Here is an 18,635-nt window from a genome sequence, read left to right on the forward strand (position 1 = left end):
CTAACAGGCCGGGGTGTCAGAGCTTGCGCAGCCTCAGGCGCTGCACCTTGTGGTCCGGGCCCTTGCGGACGACCAGGGTGGCGCGGCCGCGGGTCGGGGCGATGTTCTCCACCAGGTTGGGCTTGTTGATGGTCCGCCACAGGCCCCGGGCGTAGTCGACCGCCTCCTCCTCGGAGACCTGGGTGTACTTCCGGAAGTACGAGTCCGGGTTCTGGAAGGCGGTCGCGCGCAGCTTGCGGAACCGGTTGAGGTACCAGTGCTCGATGTCCTCGGTGCTGGCGTCCACGTAGACGCTGAAGTCGAAGTAGTCGGCGAGACCGACCCGGGTGCGGCCGTCCTTGCCGGGGAGGGCGGGCTGCAGGACGTTCAGTCCCTCGACGATCAGGATGTCCGGGCGGCGGACGGTGAGCTTCCGGTCCGGGACGATGTCGTAGATGAGGTGGGAGTAGACGGGGGCGGTGACCTCGTCCTTGCCGGCCTTGATGTCGGCGACGAAGCGGGTCAGGGCCCGGCGGTCGTACGACTCCGGGAAACCCTTGCGCGACATCAGGCCGCGGGCCTCCAGCTCCCTGGTCGGGAGCAGGAAACCGTCCGTGGTCACCAGCTCGACGCGGGGGTGCTCGGGCCAGCGGGAGAGCAGGGCCTGCAGCAGCCGGGCGACGGTGGACTTCCCGACGGCCACCGAGCCGGCCACCCCTATGACGAACGGGGTGCCGGACTGGGAGCCCTGTTCGCCGAGGAAGGTGTTCAGGGCGCCCCGGAGGCCGTCCGTGGCACCGACGTACAGATTGAGGAGGCGCGACAGCGGGAGATAGATGTCGCGCACCTCGTCGAGGTCGATGACGTCACCGAGGCCACGCAGCTTCTCGACCTCCTCCGCGGTGAGCGGCAGCGGCGTCTTGTCGCGCAGCGCGCTCCACTCGGCGCGGGTGAGGTCGACGTAGGGAGTCGCCTCCGGCCTGTGCCGGTGGGCGCTCCGGGAGATCGGGGAGACCGGAGAGATCACATCCCATTGTTAACGGAGTTTGAACGGGACGGGAGGTGGGGTCGGTCACGTGCGCCGTCCGGCACGGCAGCGGAGGCCTCGCGCAGCGCGAGACTCCTGCCCGCCAGCAGGGCGAGTGACTTGGCCCGTGCCACGAAGGTCTCCGGGTCGTCCATCAGGGAGGTCACCCGCGGCGGATAGATCTCGGTGTCGACGTGGCCGGGAAACACGTCGCGCAGCGCGGTCAGGACGGTCGTCCGGTCAGGCTCCGGCAGCCGGTCGACGAAGACGTAGCCCGACGCGACATCCGCGGTCAGGTCCCGCCTCGCCCGGTCGTCGGTGACGTACCGGAGGACGAAGGCGGCCGCGTCCTCGAAGAGGGCGGAGGTGGCGAACCAGTCGAGGTTCTCCTCGGGCCGGCCGGACGGGAGTGACACCAGCTTTGTCATCGCTGCCTTCCTCTGGTGCGGGAGTCCGCTGCTCAGGTCATGCTCTCGTGCGCCCGGCCGGTTCCGGAACTCGGTTGGATTTCCGATTTCGGGCACGCTGAGCCGGGTTCCGGCGGAGTCCGGGTCTTAGGCTGCCGCTCATGTGTGGAATCGTGGGATACGTGGGGGCGCAGTCGGCGCTCGATGTGGTGGTCGCCGGACTCAAGCGGCTGGAGTACCGGGGGTACGACTCGGCGGGCGTCGCCGTGCTCGCGGACGGCGGGCTGGCGTCGGCGAAGAAGGCCGGGAAGCTGGTCAACCTGGAGAAGGAGCTGACGGAGCGGCCGCTGCCGACCGGATCCACCGGTATCGGGCACACCCGCTGGGCCACGCACGGCGGGCCGACGGACGCCAACGCGCATCCGCATCTCGACAACGCGGGCCGGGTCGCCGTCGTCCACAACGGCATCATCGAGAACTTCGCCGCGCTGCGCGCCGAGTTGGCGGAGCGCGGGCACGACCTCGCCTCCGAGACGGACACCGAGGTGGTCGCGCACCTGCTCGCCGAGGAGTTCTCCGCCGCCGCCGACCTCGCCGAGGCGATGCGGCTGGTGTGCCGGCGGCTGGAGGGCGCGTTCACCCTGGTCGCGGTGCACGCCGACGATCCGGACGTGGTGGTGGGCGCGCGCCGCAACTCCCCGCTCGTGGTGGGCGTCGGAGCGGGGGAGGCCTTTCTCGCCTCGGACGTCGCCGCGTTCATCGCCCACACGCGGTCGGCGATCGAGCTGGGCCAGGACCAGGTGGTGGAGCTGCGCCGGGACGGCGTGACGGTCACGGGCTTCGACGGCGCCCCGGCGGACGTCCGTTCGTACCACGTCGACTGGGACGCGTCGGCGGCGGAGAAGGGCGGCTACGACTACTTCATGCTCAAGGAGATCGCCGAGCAGCCCAAGGCGGTCGCCGACACCCTCCTGGGCCGTATCGACGCGGGCGGCTCGCTGACGCTGGACGAGGTCCGGATCGGCGCCGCCGAGCTCCGGGAGGTCGACAAGGTCGTCATCGTCGCCTGCGGTACGGCCTTCCACGCCGGCCTGATCGCCAAGTACGCCATCGAGCACTGGACGCGCATCCCGTGCGAGGTGGAGCTGGCGAGCGAGTTCCGCTACCGGGACCCGATCCTGGACTCGCGCTCGCTGGTCATCGCCATCTCCCAGTCCGGCGAGACCATGGACACCCTGATGGCCCTCAGGCACGCCCGCGAGCAGGGCTCTAAGGTCCTCGCGATCTGCAACACCAACGGCTCGACGATCCCGCGCGAGTCGGACGCGGTGCTGTACACGCACGCCGGGCCGGAGGTCGCGGTCGCCTCGACCAAGGCGTTCCTGACCCAGCTGGTCGCCTGCTACCTGGTGGCGCTGTACCTCGGGCAGGTGCGGGGCACCAAGTGGGGCGACGAGGTCGGCGCGGTGATCCGGGACCTGTCCAGGATCTCCGGCGCGGTGGACCGGGTCCTGGAGACCATGGAACCGGTACGGGCGCTGGCGCGCACCCTGGCCGACAAGAAGACGGTGCTCTTCCTCGGCCGGCACGTCGGCTACCCGGTGGCCCTCGAAGGCGCCCTGAAGCTCAAGGAGCTGGCGTACATGCACGCCGAGGGCTTCGCGGCGGGCGAGCTGAAGCACGGGCCGATCGCGCTGATCGAGGAGGACCTGCCGGTGGTGGTCGTGGTCCCGTCCCCGCGCGGTCGCTCGGTGCTCCACGACAAGATCGTCTCCAACATCCAGGAGATCCGGGCCCGCGGCGCCCGCACCATCGTGATCGCGGAGGAGGGCGACGAGGCGGTCGTGCCGTACGCCGACCACCTGATCCGGATCCCGGCCACCCCGACCCTGCTGCAGCCGCTGGTCGCCACGGTCCCGCTCCAGGTCTTCGCCTGCGAGCTGGCCACCGCCCGGGGCAACGAGGTGGACCAGCCGCGCAACCTCGCCAAGTCGGTCACCGTGGAGTGACGGGGGACGGACCTTAGGGTGCTGACCATGAGCATCATCGGGGTTGGCATCGACGTCGCCGAGATCGACCGGTTCCGGGAGTCCCTGGAGCGGACTCCCGGGCTGGCCCGGCGGCTGTTCATCGAGCGGGAGCTGTATCTGGCCGGCGGCGAGCGGCGCGGTGTCGCCTCGCTCGCGGCGCGGTTCGCGGCCAAGGAGGCGCTCGCCAAGGCGCTGGGCGCGCCGCCCGGACTGCTCTGGACGGACGCGGAGGTGTACGTCGAGGACAACGGGCGGCCGCGGCTGCGGGTGAAGGGCAGCGTGGCCGCCTGCGCCGCGGAACTCGGCGTGCGCTCCTGGCATGTGTCGCTCAGTCACGACGCCGGGGTGGCGTCGGCGGTGGTGATCGCGGAGGGGTGAGCGGGGCGGGAGGGGTGACACGGGTGGGGCCGGGCGGGTGCGTGTCCCACCGGTTCCGGGGGAGACTCGGGGCATGCGGACTGCTTACAGCGTGGAGACGGTACGGGCGGCCGAGCGGGAGTTGATGGCGCGGCTGCCGGAAGGGGCGCTGATGCAGCGGGCCGCCGCCGGGCTGGCCGCCGCCTGTGCCGACCTGCTGGGCCGGGTGTACGGCAGCCGGGTGGTGCTGCTGGTCGGCAGCGGGGACAACGGCGGGGACGCGCTGTACGCCGGGGCGCGGCTGGCCCGCCGAGGAGCGGGGGTCGCGGCGGTGCTGCTCGCGCCGGAGCGCGTGCACGCGGGTGGGCTGGCGGCGCTGCGCCGGGCCGGCGGCACCGTCGTACGGCACGGTGGCGCCGGGGAGTTGATCCTGCGGGCCGATCTCGTCGTCGACGGGATCGTGGGGATCGGCGGCAAGGGCGGCCTGCGGCCGGAGGCGGCTGAGCTGGTGGCGGTCGTGGAGCGGTCCCGGGCCGCCGTCGTCGCCGTGGACCTGCCGAGCGGGGTGGAGGCGGACAGCGGCGAGGTGCGGGGGGCGGCCGTACGGGCAGACCTGACCGTGACCTTCGGGACGCACAAGCCGGGACTGCTGATCGATCCGGCGCGGGAGCACGCCGGGTCGGTACGGCTGGTCGACATCGGGCTCGAACTGCCCGAGGAGGCCGAGCTGGAGGCGTTGCAGGACGTGGACGTGGCACGGCTGCTGCCGGCGCCGTCGGCGGAGAGCGACAAGTACCGGCGGGGCGTGGTGGGCGTCGTGGCCGGGTCGGCGCGCTATCCGGGGGCGGCCGTACTGGCCGTCGCCGGGGCGTTGCGGGGCGGGGCCGGGGCCGTACGGTACGTCGGGCCGGCCAAGGACGAGGTGCTGGCCCGCTTTCCCGAGACGCTGGTGTCGGACGGGGGGCCGCGCAAGGCCGGGCGGGTTCAGGCGTGGGTGGCCGGACCGGGCGTCGGGGACGACGCCGACGCGGTCGCCGAGGTGCTGGCCGAGGACGTGCCGGTGCTGGTCGACGCCGACGGGCTGCGGCTCGCCGACCGGGACGCGGTGCGCGGCCGTACGGCGCCGACGCTGCTGACGCCGCATGCCGGGGAGGCGGCGGCCCTGTTGGGGGTGCGGCGGGAGGAGGTCGAGGCGGGCCGGCTCGCGGCGGTCCGCGAGCTGGCGGCGGCCTACCGGGCGACGGTGCTGTTGAAGGGGTCGACGACGTTGGTGGCGGAGCCGGGCGGAGGGTCCGCCGTCCGGGTGAACGCGACGGGGACGCCCTGGCTCGCCACCGCCGGGAGCGGGGACGTGCTGTCGGGGCTGGCCGGGTCGTTGCTGGCGGCGGGGCTGGACGGGCGGGACGCGGGGAGTGTGGCGGCGTACCTGCACGGGCTCGCGGGGCGGTTCGCGGCGGAGGGGGCGCCTACGGTCGCCCACGAGGTCGCTGCGCGGTTGGGGGCGGCTTGGCGGGGCGTCTTCCCACCCACCCACCCGACTGGGTAGACCAGACCCCCCGCCACGGGGCTCCGCCCCGGACCCCGCAGGGGGTGGCTTCGGCAGCGCGGGTTCGTGCGGCTGAGTGGCTTGGTGCCGGGTCGCGGGGCCGGTGTTGGTCGGTAGGCCGACCCCGCCCCGCCACGGGGCTCCGCCCCGGACCCCGTGGGGGATCGGGGGTCGGGCGCGGGTTGGTGGGGGCTGGGCGCGCAGTTCCCCGCGCCCCTTACGGGGCTGGGCGCGCAGTTCCCCGCGTCGCTTCCGGGGCGGGGGCGCACCCACGCGGCGCAGCCGCACATCGATGGGGTCCCGTGCCCTTGTCGGGGCGGGGGGTTGGGCGTCGGCCTCGTGCATCGCCTGGGTGACCTCGCCGCGCGGCTTCCCGGAATTCCCCACCCTGCGGGGTTGTCTGATCGCATGATTAGTGGACGAATCGTGTGCAACCGGGGTGGTCTTGCGCGGGGTGTCGCGGGAACCCTCGTCGGTGTCGTGGCCGTTCTCTCGCTCGGTGCCGGGACCGGGGTCGCGGTCGGCGTCGCCCCCGAGCCGCCCGCCGCCGTCCCCGAGTCCGAGCTGGTGCCGGGGGTCGCGCCGGGCCCCTCGCAGCCCTGGCAGATCGACACGCCCGACCAGATGCTGGCGCCCAAGGTGTACACGCCCAGCGCCAAGGAGGACGCCGTCGAGCCGAAGGCCGCGGCGCCGGGGACGTACGACCTCATCGAGTACGTGCCGCTCAGCGACGCCGTCGCCAAGGTGAGCTGCTCCAAGCTCACCGGGCCGTACCAGCGGCAGATCGAGCAGTGGCTGAAGCTGACGGCGGACGGGAAGCAGTCCGCCACCGACTGCAAGGCCATCCAGGCGTTCCAGAAGAAGTACGCGATCAAGCCCGCGATCGGGTTCGCGGGGCCCGTGACCTGGTATCAGATGATGCTCCTGTCGGCGCGAAAGAACCCGAACGCCGGGAAGAACTGCCCGGTGAGGTCGTACCGGGTCGCGTGCGTCGACCTCGACCGGCAGGTCACCTGGGTGCAGAAGGGCGACAAGGTGATCTACGGGCCCGTGCAGATGCGCAGCGGACGCAAGGGGTACGCCACCCGGGCCGGCTGGCACACCGTCTACTGGCGGCACAAGAACCACTGGTCGACCCTGTACAACTCGCCCATGCCGTACGCCCAGTTCTTCGACGGCGGCCAGGCCTTCCACGCCGTCTACGGCTCGATCTACACCACCGTCGGCTCCTGGGGCTGCGTGAACCTCCGGCTCGGCGACGCGAAGAAGCTGTGGGACGTGCTGAAGAAAGGCGACAGGGTGTACGTGTGGGGGCACCGGACCGGTACCTGACCCGCGGGTGCGTGGGTCCGTGCGCGGCCCCGTACGTGAGTCCGTGGGCGGCGGGTACCCGTGGGCGGCCGGTAGCCGTACCGGGGGCTGTGCCGGAGGGCTGTCGGAGGCCTCTGAGACACTGGGGGCGCGATGAGAGAGACAGCGACTGCACCGACCGCGCCCCTGCGCGCCCGCGCCGAGATCGATCTGGCCGCCCTGCGGGCCAACGCGCGGACCCTGCGTGCCCTCGCGCCGGGCGCGGCCCTGATGGCCGTGGTGAAGTCCGACGCGTACGGCCACGGGGCCGTCCGCTGTGCCCGTGCGGCCGTCGAGGCGGGCGCGAGCTGGCTCGGCACGGCCACCCCCGAGGAGGCGCTGGCGCTGCGCGCGGACCCCGGGCTGCCCGCGGACGTGCGGATCATGTGCTGGCTGTGGACCCCGGGCGGGCCCTGGCGCGAGGCCGTCGAGGCCGGTCTCGACGTGTCGGTGAGCGGGATGTGGGCCCTGCGGGAGGTGACCGAGGCGGCGCGTGCGGCCGGGCGGCACGCGCGCGTGCAGCTCAAGGCCGACACCGGCCTCGGGCGCAACGGCTGCCAGCCCGCCGACTGGCCCGAGCTGGTCCGCGAGGCGCTGCGTGCCGAGGCGGCGGGGCTGGTCCGGATCACCGGACTGTGGTCGCACTTCGCCTGCGCCGACGAGCCCGGCCACCCCTCCGTCGCCGCCCAGCTCACCCTCTTCCGCGAGCTGCTCGGGTACGCCGAGGAGCAGGGCGTGCGCCCCGAGGTGCGGCACATCGCCAACTCGCCGGCCACCCTGACCCTCCCCGAGACCCACTTCGACCTCGTCCGCACGGGCATCGCGCTCTACGGCCTCTCGCCCAGCCCTGAGCTGGGCAGCGCGGCCGACTTCGGCCTGCGCCCCGTGATGACGCTGTCCGCCTCCCTCGCCCTGGTGAAGCACGTACCGGGCGGGCACGGGGTCAGCTACGGACACCACTACGTCACCCCCGGCGAGACCACCCTCGGGCTCGTCCCCGTCGGCTACGCCGACGGCGTCCCGCGGCACGCCTCCGGCACCGGTCCCGTCCTGGTCGGCGGCAAGTGGCGGACGGCCGCCGGGCGCATCGCCATGGACCAGTTCGTCGTGGACCTCGGCGGTGACGAACCCGAAGCGGGCGCGGAGGCCGTGCTCTTCGGTCCGGGCGACCGGGGCGAGCCGACCGCCGAGGACTGGGCCCAGGCCGCGGGCACGATCGCATACGAAATCGTCACCCGCATCGGAACCCGCGTTCCCCGCGTCTATGTGAACGGGGAACCGAGTGGGCAAGAACCAGGGGACGGACCGCGCAGCGGTCCGGGCAACGGCGACTGACCCTCGGGTTCGGCCGCGGCACAACCCGGTTACACCTGTATCAACGGCGACAGCGGCACCACCGGTGACGGCAGGCTCGTCGGCGTCACCCGTGTCACCTAACCAGCGAACTGCAGTACGGCGAGGAGGAGCGGTACGTGAGCGAGAGCAGTGCGGAGGCCGTAGCGGAAGCCGCCGCGGCGGCCGTCGTCGCCTCGGCCACGGGGGCGGCCTCCGGCAGCTGGCGCAAGGTGACCGGCGTCGCCGGGGCCGCCATAGGGGTGCTCGCCGCCGGGGCGGCCGCCGGGGTCGCCCTGGAGCGGATGACCGTCGGCCGCGGGATGCGGCGCAAGGCCCGGCTGGCACTGGACTCGGCGGGCCCGTACGGCACCCTGCGCGGCACGCCCGGCAAGGCGTACGCCGACGACGGCACCGAGCTGTACTACGAGGTCGACGAGGTGGAGCCCGACCTCGGCGCGGCCGTCTCGCCGCGCCGCCGCCGGCTCTTCGGCCGCAAGGCGCCCGCGCCGGTCACCGTCGTCTTCAGCCACGGCTACTGCCTCAACCAGGACTCCTGGCACTTCCAGCGGGCGGCGCTGCGCGGGGTCGTCCGCACCGTGCACTGGGACCAGCGCAGCCACGGCCGCTCCGGGCGGGGCGTCGCCCAGCACGAGAACGGGGTGGAGCTCACCATCGACCAGCTCGGCCGGGACCTGAAGGCCGTCCTGGACGCGGCCGCGCCGGAGGGGCCGCTCGTGCTGGTCGGCCACTCCATGGGCGGGATGACCGTGATGGCGCTGGCCGCCCAGTATCCCGACCTGATCCGGCAGCGGGTGGTCGCCACCGCCTTCGTCGGTACCTCGTCCGGGCGGCTCGGCGAGGTCAACTTCGGGCTGCCGGTCGCCGGGGTCGCCGCCGTGCGCAGGGTCCTGCCGGGCGTGCTGAAGGCGCTGGGCACGCAGGCCGCGCTGGTGGAGAAGGGGCGGCGGGTCACCGCGGACCTCTTCGCGGGGATCATCAAGCGGTACTCGTTCGCGTCCAAGGACGTCGACCCGGCGGTGGAGCGGTTCGCGGAGCGGATGATCGAGTCGACGCCGATCGACGTGGTCGCCGAGTTCTACCCGGCCTTCACCGACCACGACAAGACCGCCGCGCTCGCCTACTTCCAGAACCTGCCGGTGCTGGTGCTGGCCGGGGTGCAGGACCTCGTCACGCCCAGTGAGCACAGCGAGGTGATCGCCGACCTGCTGCCCGACGCCGAACTGGTGCTCGTCGCGGACGCCGGGCACCTCGTCATGCTGGAACACCCGGAAGTGGTCACCGACCGCCTCGCCGACCTGCTCACCCGCGCGGGTGCCGTGCCGGCAGGGGCTACCGTAAGTGGCTATGGAAGCACCAGCAGCACGGCACAGCCAGGCTGAGATCGAGTTGACCGTGACCTCCCCCGAGCAGATGGGGGAGCTGGGCCGCCGGCTGGCGAAGACGCTGCGCGCCGGTGACCTGGTGATGCTCAGCGGGGAGCTCGGTGCCGGCAAGACGACGCTGACGCGCGGGCTCGGGGAAGGGCTCGGCGTGCGCGGGGCCGTCACCTCGCCGACCTTCGTGATCGCCCGTGTCCATCCGTCCCTCGGGGACGGGCCGCCGCTCGTCCACGTCGACGCGTACCGCCTGGGCGGCGGGCTCGACGAGATGGAGGACCTGGACCTCGACGTCTCGCTGCCGGAGTCCGTGGTCGTCGTGGAGTGGGGCGAGGGCAAGGTCGAGGAGCTGACCGACGACCGGCTCATGGTCCGCATCCACCGGACGGCCGGCGACACCACCGACGAGGCGCGGCATGTGACGGTGGCGGGGCTGGGCGAGCGGTGGGACGGGGTGGATCTCGGGGTGCTGTCGGCCTGAGCGGCGTGTGAACGTTCCGACAAGGCGTCGGCAAGATGTTGCGCCGGGTGCATCGGGCGTGGTCACATGGTATCCAGTCCGTGGTTAGGTCTACCTAACCATGTCCGCCCCCGTACGTCAGGAGGCGCCCGTGTCCGTGTCCCAGTCCGAGGAGCGGCGACCGGTCGCGGTCGCCGTGGTCCCCGGGGTCTCCATGGGGCAACTGCTGGCGTCGTGCGCGGCGGCCGATGCGGTGTCCCGGCCGCCGAGAGCGCCGGAGCCGGCGTCGAGGCCGGCCGCGCAGGACCGCAAGGCCGCCTAGGCCCGCGCCCCAAAGGGGCGCGGGGAACTGCGCGACCAGGCACGACGGTGCCGCAGCCGATAGATCGCAGCACTTCCCCCCGGAGCGGTCAGGGGGTTCGGCCGGTGGGTCCCTGCGGGCGCGTGGGGGCTTGTCGCGCAGTTCCCCGCGCCCCCCAGGTGGCGGCTGCGCCGCCGACTGGTTCCGTCGGCGCGACCGTAGCCGCTTTCGGGGGCGCTCAGCGGATCACGACCACCTTCACGCCGATCGTGGCGAAGTTCCACATCGCGTTGCCGTCCGCGCGGGTCTCCCGGATGCCGCCGGTCCTGACCGTCGGGTCGGGGGGTGCGGCGGGGCGTTGCGTGGTGGCGGCGCTGAAGCCGATGGCCGAGCCGTCCTTCGTGGTGGTGAAGCGGACCACGTGCTCGATGGGGAGCCCGTCGGTGCCCGTGATCGCCTTCGAGCGGGACGTCACCCAGTAGGAACCCAGCGGTGGGTCGACGGTGCCCGGGTTCACCGTGAAGGTGCGCTCGACACGGCCCCGCTCGTTGACGAGCCAGACCCGGTCGTCGTCCACCGAGTACACCACCCGTTCACCCGTCCCGGAACCGTTCGGCAGGGCGGTGGGGTGGCGGTGGTCGCGGGGCGCCTTGGTGGCCGGCGCGCCGGGCGCGGGGCTCGCCGACGCCCGGCCGCCGAGACCGGGCGGTACGGTGGCCGAGGCCTGGTAGGCGAGGAATCCGACCACCCCGACAGCCGCCGCGGTGAGGCCGGCCACGACTGACGAGCTGGTCCCTGCCACGTGCGCCACCTCTGCTTGCCGTAGAGCATCGCCGTATATGTCGTACTTCGTGCAGACCGTAGCAGTCAGTGACCGTCCGACCCGGCCGGGCGTGCTCGCGGCGCCGGAGCCGTAGGCTGTTCGCGTGCTCTTGCTCGCTCTGGATACCGCCACCCCCGCCGTCACCGTCGCGCTGCACGACGGTACGGCCGTCATCGCCTCGTCGAGCCAGGTGGACGCGCGCCGGCACGGCGAGCTGCTGCTGCCGGCCGTCGACCGCGTCCTCGCCGAGGCGGGCGTCAAGCTGGACGCCGTCACCGGGATCGTCACCGGCATCGGCCCCGGCCCCTACACCGGCCTCAGGGTCGGCCTGATGACCGCCGACACCTTCGGGCTCGCGCTCGGCGTGCCCGTCCACGGCCTGTGCACGCTCGACGGGCTCGCCTACGCGGCCGACATCGAGAAGGGCCCGTTCGTCGTCGCGACCGACGCCCGCCGCAAAGAGGTCTACTGGGCGCTGTACCAGGACTCGCGCACCCGGCTCACCGAGCCCGCGGTCGACCGGCCCGCCGACATCGCCGAGAAGGTGGCCGGGCTGCCCGCCGTCGGCGCCGGGGCGCTGCTCTACCCCGACACCTTCCCGGCCGCGCACGAGCCCGAGCACGTCTCCGCCGCGGCCCTGGCGTCGCTGGCCGCCGAGCGGCTGGCCGCGGGGCGGGAACTGCCCGCACCCCGGCCGCTGTACCTGCGCCGGCCGGACGCCCAGGTGCCCAGGAACTACAAGGTGGTCACCCCGAAGTGACCGCGAAGCTGCGCGAGATGCGCTGGTGGGACATCGACCCGGTGCTTGAGCTGGAGAAGGACCTGTTCCCCGAGGATGCCTGGTCCCGGGGGATGTTCTGGTCGGAACTGGCGCACGCGAGGGGGCCGGCGGCGACCCGGCGGTACGTGGTGGCCCTGGACGGCGACCAGGTCGTCGGGTACGGGGGGCTCGCCGCGCAGGGCGCCGCCTCCGAGGGCGGCTCCGCCGCGGTGGGGGACATCCAGACCATCGCCGTACGCCGTGACCAGTGGGGCTCCGGGCTCGGCGGCGAACTGCTCACCGAGCTGCTGCGGGCCGCGACCGCCTTCGAGTGCGCCGAGGTCATGCTCGAATGCCGGGTGGACAACATCCGCGCCCAGAAGCTCTACGAGCGGTTCGGCTTCGAGCCCATCGGGTTCAGACGCGGCTACTACCAGCCGGGCAATGTGGACGCCCTGGTGATGCGCCTGACGACCGGGCAGCCCGGCAGTGGCTCCGCCACCGGGCCCACCTCCGAACAAGGAACCGAGAACAATGGCTGACGAACCCCTGGTGCTGGGGATCGAGACCTCCTGCGACGAGACCGGCGTCGGCATCGTCCGGGGCACCACCCTGCTCGCCGACGCCGTCGCCTCCTCCGTCGACGAGCACGCCCGCTTCGGCGGGGTCGTGCCCGAGGTGGCGTCGCGGGCGCACCTGGAGGCGATGGTCCCGACCGTCGAGCGGGCGCTCAAGGAAGCCGGCGTGAGCGCCAGGGACCTCGACGGCATCGCGGTCACGGCCGGACCCGGACTGGCGGGCGCACTGCTGGTCGGCGTCTCGGCGGCCAAGGCGTACGCGTACGCGCTCGGCAAGCCGCTCTACGGCGTCAACCATCTCGCCTCGCACATCTGCGTCGACCAGCTGGAGCACGGCCCGCTCCCGGAGCCGACGATGGCCCTCCTGGTCTCCGGCGGCCACTCCTCCCTCCTGCTCTCCTCGGACATCACCTCCGACGTGCGGCCGCTCGGCGCGACCATCGACGACGCGGCCGGCGAGGCCTTCGACAAGATCGCCCGCGTGCTGAACCTGGGCTTCCCCGGCGGTCCGGTCATCGACCGGTACGCGAAGGAGGGCGACCCGGAGGCGATCGCCTTCCCGCGCGGTCTGACCGGCCCCCGAGACCCGGCGTACGACTTCTCCTTCTCCGGTCTCAAGACGGCGGTGGCCCGCTGGATCGAGGCGAAGCGGGCGGCGGGCGAGGAGGTCCCGGTGCGGGACGTGGCCGCCTCCTTCCAGGAGGCGGTCGTGGACGTCCTGACCCGCAAGGCCGTCCGGGCCTGCCGGGACGAGGGCGTGGACCACCTGATGATCGGCGGCGGGGTCGCCGCCAACTCCCGGCTGCGCGCCCTCGCGCAGGAGCGCTGCGAGGCGGCCGGCATCCGGCTGCGGGTACCGCGGATGAAGTTGTGCACGGACAACGGCGCGATGGTGGCCGCCCTCGGCGCGGAGATGGTCGCCCGCAACCGGACCCCGTCCGGCTGGGACCTCTCGGCGGACAGCTCCCTGCCGGTGACGGACCCGCACGTCCCCGGCGACCACGACCACGTGCACGAGGTCAGCAAGGAGAACCTGTACTCGTGACGGTCGCGGCGATGTGGGAGGCGCGGGCGACGCAGGGCCGGGGCGCGGACCTGCTCGCGTGGGCCCGCGCACAGGAACTGCCCGGCGCCCCGCTGCGCCGGGAGACCTTCCGGGCACCGCAGGACCGGGTGCTGGTGATCACCTGGTGGGAGGCGTCGTACGACGACTCGGGCATCCCCGAACTCCCCGAGCCGCCCGGCGACTTGGTGGCCCGGCCGGTGCACCGCTGGCGGTTCGAGTCGGTGGGTGACACCCCCTAGGACCGCTCCCCTCCCGCAGGGGAGCGGTCAGTCCACCTCCGTCGTGCAGCGCAGCACCCGGTCAGGGCCCAGCCGGCGTACCGGGCCGGTCAGCCGCAGCCGGGTCACGGCGCGCACCTCCGCGCTCGACGCCGCCACCCGCAGCTCCAGGTCTCCCGGTTCCACCACCCGCGCTCCCTCGCGGTCGGTGAAGGCCGACAGGTCGGCGTGGAAGCGGAAGGTCAGGCGCCGGGACGCGCCGGGGGCCGCGTCCACCCGCTGGTAGCCGATCAGGCGGACGTCCGGGCGGGTCACCGAGGCCACCGGGTCGTGCAGGTAGAGCTGGACGACCTCGGTGCCCGCCCGGTCGCCGGTGTTGCGGACCGTCAGCGTGACGTCGTACGAGCCGTCCGTGCCGATCTCGGCCGTGTCCGGCGAGGCCAGGGCCCACGCGAACGTCGTGTACGAGCGGCCGTGCCCGAAGGGGTACTGCGGGGTCGGGTCCAGGTTGCTGACCTCGCCCGCGAGGCCCAGTGGAGGCTGGAGATAGGTCCAGGGCTGGCCGCCCGGCACGCGCGGGACGCTGACCGGGAGGCGGCCCGACGGGTTGACGCGGCCGGACAGCACCCCCGCCACCGCCGGGCCGCCCTCCTCCCCGGGGAAGAACGCCTGCACCACGGCGCCGAGCCGGCCGTCCCAGCGGCCCAGCGCGTACGGGCGCCCGGTGAGGAGGACGAGGACCACCGGGACGCCCGTGGCGAGCAGCGCGTCCAGCAGGCCGCCCTGGACGCCGGGCAGGTCCAGATCGGCCACGTCGCAGCCCTCGCCCGAGGTGCCCCGGCCGAAGAGGCCCGCCCGGTCGCCCAGGACCGCCACGCACACGTCGGCCTCCGCGGCGCGGGCCACCGCCTCCTCGAAGCCGGAGGTGTCGGGGTCCGTCACGTCGCAGCCCTCGGCGAAGGTGACCTTGGCGTCGGGGAGTTCGGCGCGGAGCGCGTCGAGGACGGTCGGGACGGCGATCCCCAGGTCGACCTCGGGATGGTGGGTCAGCACGTGCGAGGGGAAGGAGTAGCAGCCGAGCATGGCGAGCGCGTCGGCCGCCCGGGGGCCCACCACCGCGATACGGGTGTCGGGGGCGAGCGGGAGGGTGCCGTCCGGGTTGTCCAGCAGGACCACGGACTCCTCCGCCAGGCGGCGCGCCAGCGCGCGGTTCGCCGTCGAGTCGAGGTCGACCTGCTCCGCCGAGACGGGCTCCCAGCCCTCGTCCAGCAGGCCCAGCTCGCACTTCTGGAGCAGGACGCGGCGGGCCGCCCGGTCCACCAGGGCCTCGGGCACCGCACCCTCGCGGACCGCCGCCACCAGCGGGCGGCCGTAGCACTTCAGGGTCGGGAGCTCGACGTCGATGCCCGCCGCGAGCGCGAGGTGGGCCGCCTCCGCGTCGGTGCCCGCGACGCGGTGGAGGGTCCGGAGGAAGCCGATGCCGAAGTAGTCGGCGACCACGGTGCCGGTGAAGTCCCATGCGGTGCGCAGGAGGTCGGTCAGGAGGCGGGGGTCGGCGGAGGCGGGGACGCCGTCGGTCTCGTTGTACGCCGCCATCACCGAACGGGCCCCGCCCTCCCGGAGCGCCATCTCGAACGGGGGGAGGGTGACGTCCGCGAACTCCCGTACCCCGGCCCGGACCGGGGCGAGGTTGCGGGCGCCGGCAGAGGAGGCGTAGCCGGCGAAGTGCTTGAGGGTGGCGATGACCCCGGCCTGCTCCAGTCCCCGGACGTACGCCGTGCCGACCGTGCCGACCAGGTACGGGTCCTCGCCGATCGTCTCCTCGACCCGTCCCCAGCGCGGGTCGCGGACCACGTCCAGGACGGGCGCCAGGCCCTGGTGGACGCCGACCGAGCGGAGGTCGCTGCCGATGTGCCGGCCCAGCTCCTCGACCAGCGGCGGGTCGAAGGCGGCGCCCCAGGCGAGCGGGACCGGGTAGGCCGTCGCCTGCCAGGCCGTGAAACCGGCCAGGCACTCCTCGTGGGCGATCGCCGGGATGCCGAAGCGGCCGGCCGCGACGATCCGACGCTGGGCGCGGGCCAGTGCGCGCACGCCCAGCGCCGGGTCCACGGGGGCGGTGCCGAAGGAGCGGGTCAGCTGGCCGAGGCCGAGGGTGATCAGCTCGTCCCATTCGTAGTCGGCGGTCATCTCGCGTTGCAGCGGGGCGACCCCGTCACCGTCCGTGGCGGCGCCCACCCACACGCCGTACAGCTGGGCGGTCTTCTCCTCCAGCGTCATCCGGCCGAGCAGGTCGTCGACGCGGGCGGCGGCGGGCAGTGCGGGGTCGCGCCAAGGAGCGGTGGTCATGAAACTCCCGTCTCTGTGCTGCGCGAATGTTTCGTACCACACACCGAATGTTCCGGGAACCTATGGCGTGCAGAGGTCTTCGTCAAGGGGGAGTGCGGGGATACGATCGCGGTCATGACGCCTCCGAAGTCCGCAGAAACGCAGACGGCGACCCTCGCCGAAATCGCCCGTGAGGCCGGGGTGTCCGCTCCGACTGTTTCGAAGGTCCTGAACGGGCGGGCCGATGTCGCCCCGGCCACCCGCACCCGGGTGGAGGAACTGCTGCGCGCCTACGGCTACCGGCGGCGCCGTGCCGAGGCCTCCCGGTCGCCGCTGATCGACCTGGTCTTCCACGAGCTGGAGAGCGCCTGGGCGATGGAGGTCATCCGGGGGGTGGAGAACGTGGCCCGGGACGCCGGCCTGAGTGTCGTGCTCAGCGAGAGCGCGGGCCGGCTCACCCCGGGGCGGACGTGGGCCGACCAGGTGGCGGCGCGGCGGCCGCACGGGGTGGTGCTGGTGCTGTCGGGGCTCGACGAGTCGCAGCGGGCGCTGCTGCTGAGCCGGTCGATCCCGTTCGTGGTGATGGACCCGGCGGGGGACCCGGGACCGGACGTGCCGTCGATCGGGGCGACGAACTGGCAGGGCGGGCTGGCCGCCACCCGGCACCTGGTGGAGCTGGGCCACCGGCGGATCGGGGCGATCAGCGGGCCGTCCCGGATGATGTGCAGCAGGGCCCGGGTGGACGGGTACCGGGCCGCGCTGGAGACCGCCGGGCTGCCGGTCGATCCGGCCCTGATCAAGGCCGGTGACTTCCATCACGACGCCGGCTACCGGCTCGGCCTGGAGCTGCTGCGCATGCCGGACCGGCCGACCGCGGTCTTCACCGGCAACGACCTGCAGGCGCTCGGGCTCTACGAGGCCGCGCGCGAGCTGGGGCTGCGCATCCCGGAGGACGTCAGCGTCGTCGGGTTCGACGATCTGCCGGTGGCCCGCTGGGTGGGGCCGCCGCTGACGACCGTACGGCAGCCGCTGACCGAGATGGCCGAGGCGGCGGCGCGGCTGGTGCTGGAGATGGGGCGGGTGGAGGAAGCGACCACCGCGACCCGGGTGGAGCTGGCGACGAGTCTGGTGGTGCGGTCGAGCACGGCGGCGCCCGCGAGCGCCTGAGGCGTGCGTGGCTGGAAGATGACGTATTGACGGGTGGTGCGGGCGCCCCCACACTCCTCCGAAGCCAATCGGTTGCACAACCGAAACTTTCGGAGGCTACCCGCATGAGAACCTCCAGAACCTCCACGACCCGGCGCACGTTCGGGAATCTGTTACGGGCGGGGCTGGCCGGTCTGGTCGCGGGCGTCGGCCTGTTCGCCGCCGGCACCGCTCCCGCCCACGCCGCCGACACCCCGCTGCGCGACCTGGCCGCCGCGAAGGGCAAGGTCATCGGCACCGCCGTCACCGGCTCCAAGCTCACCGGCACCTACGGCGACCTCGCCGGCAGTCAGTTCAGCTCCCTGACCCCGGGCAACGCCATGAAGTGGGGGACGGTCGAGCCCAGCCAGGGCAGCTTCAACTGGAGCGAGGCCGACCAGATCGTCGCCTTCGCCCAGGCCCACAACCAGCAGGTGCGCGGCCACACCCTGGTCTGGTACAGCCAGAACCCCGGCTGGCTGACGAACGGCACCTGGACCTCGGCCCAGCTCGGCAGCCTGCTGCAGAACCACATCAGCACCGAGGTCGGCCGCTACAAGGGGAAGATCGCCGCCTGGGACGTCGTCAACGAACCCTTCAACGAGGACGGCAGCTACCGGTCGACGATCTGGTACAACGGCCTCGGTTCCGACTACATCGCCAACGCCCTGACCTGGGCGCACGCGGCCGACCCCGCCGCCAAGCTGTACATCAACGACTACAACGTCGAGGGCGTCAACGCGAAGAGCACCGCCCTGTACAACCTGGTCAAGGACCTGAAGAGCCGGGGCGTCCCGATCGACGGGGTGGGCCTGCAGGCGCACCTGATCCTCGGCCAGGTGCCCGCCACCCTCCAGCAGAACATCCAGCGCTTCGCCGACCTGGGCGTCGACGTGGCGATCACCGAGCTGGACATCCGGATGGCGCTGCCCGCGGACAGCGCCAAACTCGCCCAGCAGAAGGCGGATTTCACGTCGGTGGTGGCCGCGTGCGTGGCCGTGAGCCGCTGCGTCAACGTCACCGTATGGGGCTTCGCCGACTCGGACTCCTGGGTGGACAGCACCTTCCCGGGCTACGGCGCGGCGACGCCGTACGACGCGAACTACGTGCCGAAACCGGCGTACTACGGCATCGCGGAGGCGCTCGGAGGCACCACGACGCCCCCGCCGCCGACCGGCGCCTGCACCGCCGCCTACAGCGTGACCAGCCAGTGGAACACCGGGTTCACGGGCCAGGTGACGATCTCCTGTGCCGGGGCCGCGCTGAACTCCTGGCACGTGAGCTGGACCTACGGCGCGGGCCAGCAGATCACCCAGGCCTGGAACGCCGGCTGCACCCAGTCGGGCGCGGTCGTCACCTGCTCCAACGCCTCCTACAACGGGACGGTCGGAGACGGGAGTTCGGTGACCTTCGGGTTCAACGCGACCTGGAGCGGGAGCAATCCGGTGCCCGCCGTCACCCTGGGCTGAACCCCGACTGAGAAGGGTGAGA

The 18,635-nt window shown here is 73.1% G+C and carries 18 protein-coding genes; 14 read left to right on the forward strand and 4 right to left on the reverse strand.

Annotation, left to right across the window (positions count from 1 at the left end; translation table 11 throughout):
* Nucleotides 1–16: 16 nt before the first annotated feature.
* Together coaA and AB0M11_RS03295 are read right to left on the reverse strand one after the other, a co-directional pair.
* Nucleotides 17–1,006: a type I pantothenate kinase gene (coaA, locus tag AB0M11_RS03290; RefSeq protein WP_365700765.1), complete on the reverse strand. Its 990-nt coding sequence runs from the start codon at nt 1,004–1,006 to the stop codon at nt 17–19.
* Nucleotides 1,003–1,434, reverse strand: coding sequence for a hypothetical protein (locus AB0M11_RS03295; protein ID WP_365700767.1), 432 nt, complete (start codon nt 1,432–1,434; stop codon nt 1,003–1,005). Before AB0M11_RS03295 ends, coaA begins: the two co-directional genes overlap by 4 nt.
* Nucleotides 1,435–1,574: 140 nt before the next feature.
* On the opposite strand from AB0M11_RS03295, the gene glmS reads away from it, so the two are divergent.
* The 8 genes from glmS to AB0M11_RS03335 all read left to right on the forward strand — a co-directional run bounded on the left by glmS (nt 1,575) and on the right by AB0M11_RS03335 (nt 10,210).
* A complete protein-coding gene (glmS, locus tag AB0M11_RS03300) occupies nt 1,575–3,422 on the forward strand; it encodes a glutamine--fructose-6-phosphate transaminase (isomerizing) (RefSeq protein WP_365700769.1) in 1,848 nt (615 codons plus the stop codon).
* A gap of 27 nt (nt 3,423–3,449) precedes the next feature.
* A complete protein-coding gene (locus AB0M11_RS03305) occupies nt 3,450–3,821 on the forward strand; it encodes a holo-ACP synthase (protein ID WP_365700771.1) in 372 nt (123 codons plus the stop codon).
* A gap of 73 nt (nt 3,822–3,894) precedes the next feature.
* Nucleotides 3,895–5,346: an NAD(P)H-hydrate dehydratase gene (locus AB0M11_RS03310; protein WP_365700773.1), complete on the forward strand. Its 1,452-nt coding sequence runs from the start codon at nt 3,895–3,897 to the stop codon at nt 5,344–5,346.
* A 480-nt stretch (nt 5,347–5,826) separates the two neighbouring features.
* Complete coding sequence (locus AB0M11_RS03315) at nt 5,827–6,678, forward strand: L,D-transpeptidase (protein WP_365700775.1); 852 nt, start codon at nt 5,827–5,829, stop codon at nt 6,676–6,678.
* A gap of 132 nt (nt 6,679–6,810) precedes the next feature.
* On the forward strand, nt 6,811–8,031 hold the full coding sequence (gene alr, locus AB0M11_RS03320) for an alanine racemase (RefSeq protein WP_365700777.1): 1,221 nt from the start codon (nt 6,811–6,813) through the stop codon (nt 8,029–8,031).
* 137 nt (nt 8,032–8,168) lie between these two features.
* Nucleotides 8,169–9,431 (forward strand): alpha/beta hydrolase, encoded by a 1,263-nt coding sequence (locus AB0M11_RS03325; RefSeq protein WP_365700779.1) that lies wholly within the window; start codon nt 8,169–8,171, stop codon nt 9,429–9,431.
* Nucleotides 9,397–9,909, forward strand: a complete 513-nt coding sequence (gene tsaE, locus AB0M11_RS03330; RefSeq protein WP_365700781.1) for a tRNA (adenosine(37)-N6)-threonylcarbamoyltransferase complex ATPase subunit type 1 TsaE — start codon at nt 9,397–9,399, stop codon at nt 9,907–9,909. Before AB0M11_RS03325 ends, tsaE begins: the two co-directional genes overlap by 35 nt.
* Before the next feature lie 130 nt (nt 9,910–10,039).
* The gene (locus AB0M11_RS03335; RefSeq protein ID WP_365701012.1) at nt 10,040–10,210 is read left to right on the forward strand and encodes a hypothetical protein; all 171 of its coding nucleotides are present in this window, start codon (nt 10,040–10,042) and stop codon (nt 10,208–10,210) included.
* 217 nt (nt 10,211–10,427) lie between these two features.
* Here AB0M11_RS03335 and AB0M11_RS03340 read toward each other — a convergent pair whose 3' ends face one another.
* On the reverse strand, nt 10,428–10,991 hold the full coding sequence (locus AB0M11_RS03340) for a hypothetical protein (RefSeq protein ID WP_365700783.1): 564 nt from the start codon (nt 10,989–10,991) through the stop codon (nt 10,428–10,430).
* 124 nt (nt 10,992–11,115) lie between these two features.
* On the opposite strand from AB0M11_RS03340, the gene tsaB reads away from it, so the two are divergent.
* Genes tsaB through AB0M11_RS03360 form a run of 4 tightly spaced genes read left to right on the forward strand, consistent with a single transcriptional unit; the run spans nt 11,116 to nt 13,655 of the window.
* Nucleotides 11,116–11,772 carry a tRNA (adenosine(37)-N6)-threonylcarbamoyltransferase complex dimerization subunit type 1 TsaB gene (gene tsaB / locus AB0M11_RS03345; RefSeq protein WP_365700786.1) on the forward strand — a complete coding sequence of 219 codons (657 nt, stop codon included), beginning with the start codon at nt 11,116–11,118 and terminating at the stop codon, nt 11,770–11,772.
* A gap of 17 nt (nt 11,773–11,789) precedes the next feature.
* Entirely contained in the window at nt 11,790–12,314 is a 525-nt protein-coding gene (rimI, locus tag AB0M11_RS03350) for a ribosomal protein S18-alanine N-acetyltransferase (RefSeq protein ID WP_365700994.1), read from the forward strand.
* Complete coding sequence (gene tsaD, locus AB0M11_RS03355; protein ID WP_365700788.1) at nt 12,307–13,395, forward strand: tRNA (adenosine(37)-N6)-threonylcarbamoyltransferase complex transferase subunit TsaD; 1,089 nt, start codon at nt 12,307–12,309, stop codon at nt 13,393–13,395. The genes rimI and tsaD overlap by 8 nt, the downstream gene beginning before the upstream one ends.
* Nucleotides 13,392–13,655 carry a hypothetical protein gene (locus tag AB0M11_RS03360; protein ID WP_365700790.1) on the forward strand — a complete coding sequence of 88 codons (264 nt, stop codon included), beginning with the start codon at nt 13,392–13,394 and terminating at the stop codon, nt 13,653–13,655. The genes tsaD and AB0M11_RS03360 overlap by 4 nt, the downstream gene beginning before the upstream one ends.
* Before the next feature lie 27 nt (nt 13,656–13,682).
* On the opposite strand, the gene AB0M11_RS03365 is transcribed toward AB0M11_RS03360, so the two are convergent.
* The gene (locus AB0M11_RS03365; RefSeq protein ID WP_365700792.1) at nt 13,683–15,980 is read right to left on the reverse strand and encodes a glycoside hydrolase family 3 N-terminal domain-containing protein; all 2,298 of its coding nucleotides are present in this window, start codon (nt 15,978–15,980) and stop codon (nt 13,683–13,685) included.
* A 114-nt stretch (nt 15,981–16,094) separates the two neighbouring features.
* Here AB0M11_RS03365 and AB0M11_RS03370 point away from each other — a divergent pair, with 114 nt between their 5' ends.
* Nucleotides 16,095–17,126 (forward strand): LacI family DNA-binding transcriptional regulator, encoded by a 1,032-nt coding sequence (locus AB0M11_RS03370; protein WP_365700794.1) that lies wholly within the window; start codon nt 16,095–16,097, stop codon nt 17,124–17,126.
* Between the two features lie 104 nt (nt 17,127–17,230).
* Nucleotides 17,231–18,613, forward strand: a complete 1,383-nt coding sequence (locus tag AB0M11_RS03375) for an endo-1,4-beta-xylanase (protein WP_365700796.1) — start codon at nt 17,231–17,233, stop codon at nt 18,611–18,613.
* Nucleotides 18,614–18,635: the final 22 nt, after the last annotated feature.

Origin of the sequence: Streptomyces sp. NPDC051987, from assembly GCF_040680735.1 — a bacterium.
GTDB lineage: Bacteria > Actinomycetota > Actinomycetes > Streptomycetales > Streptomycetaceae > Streptomyces.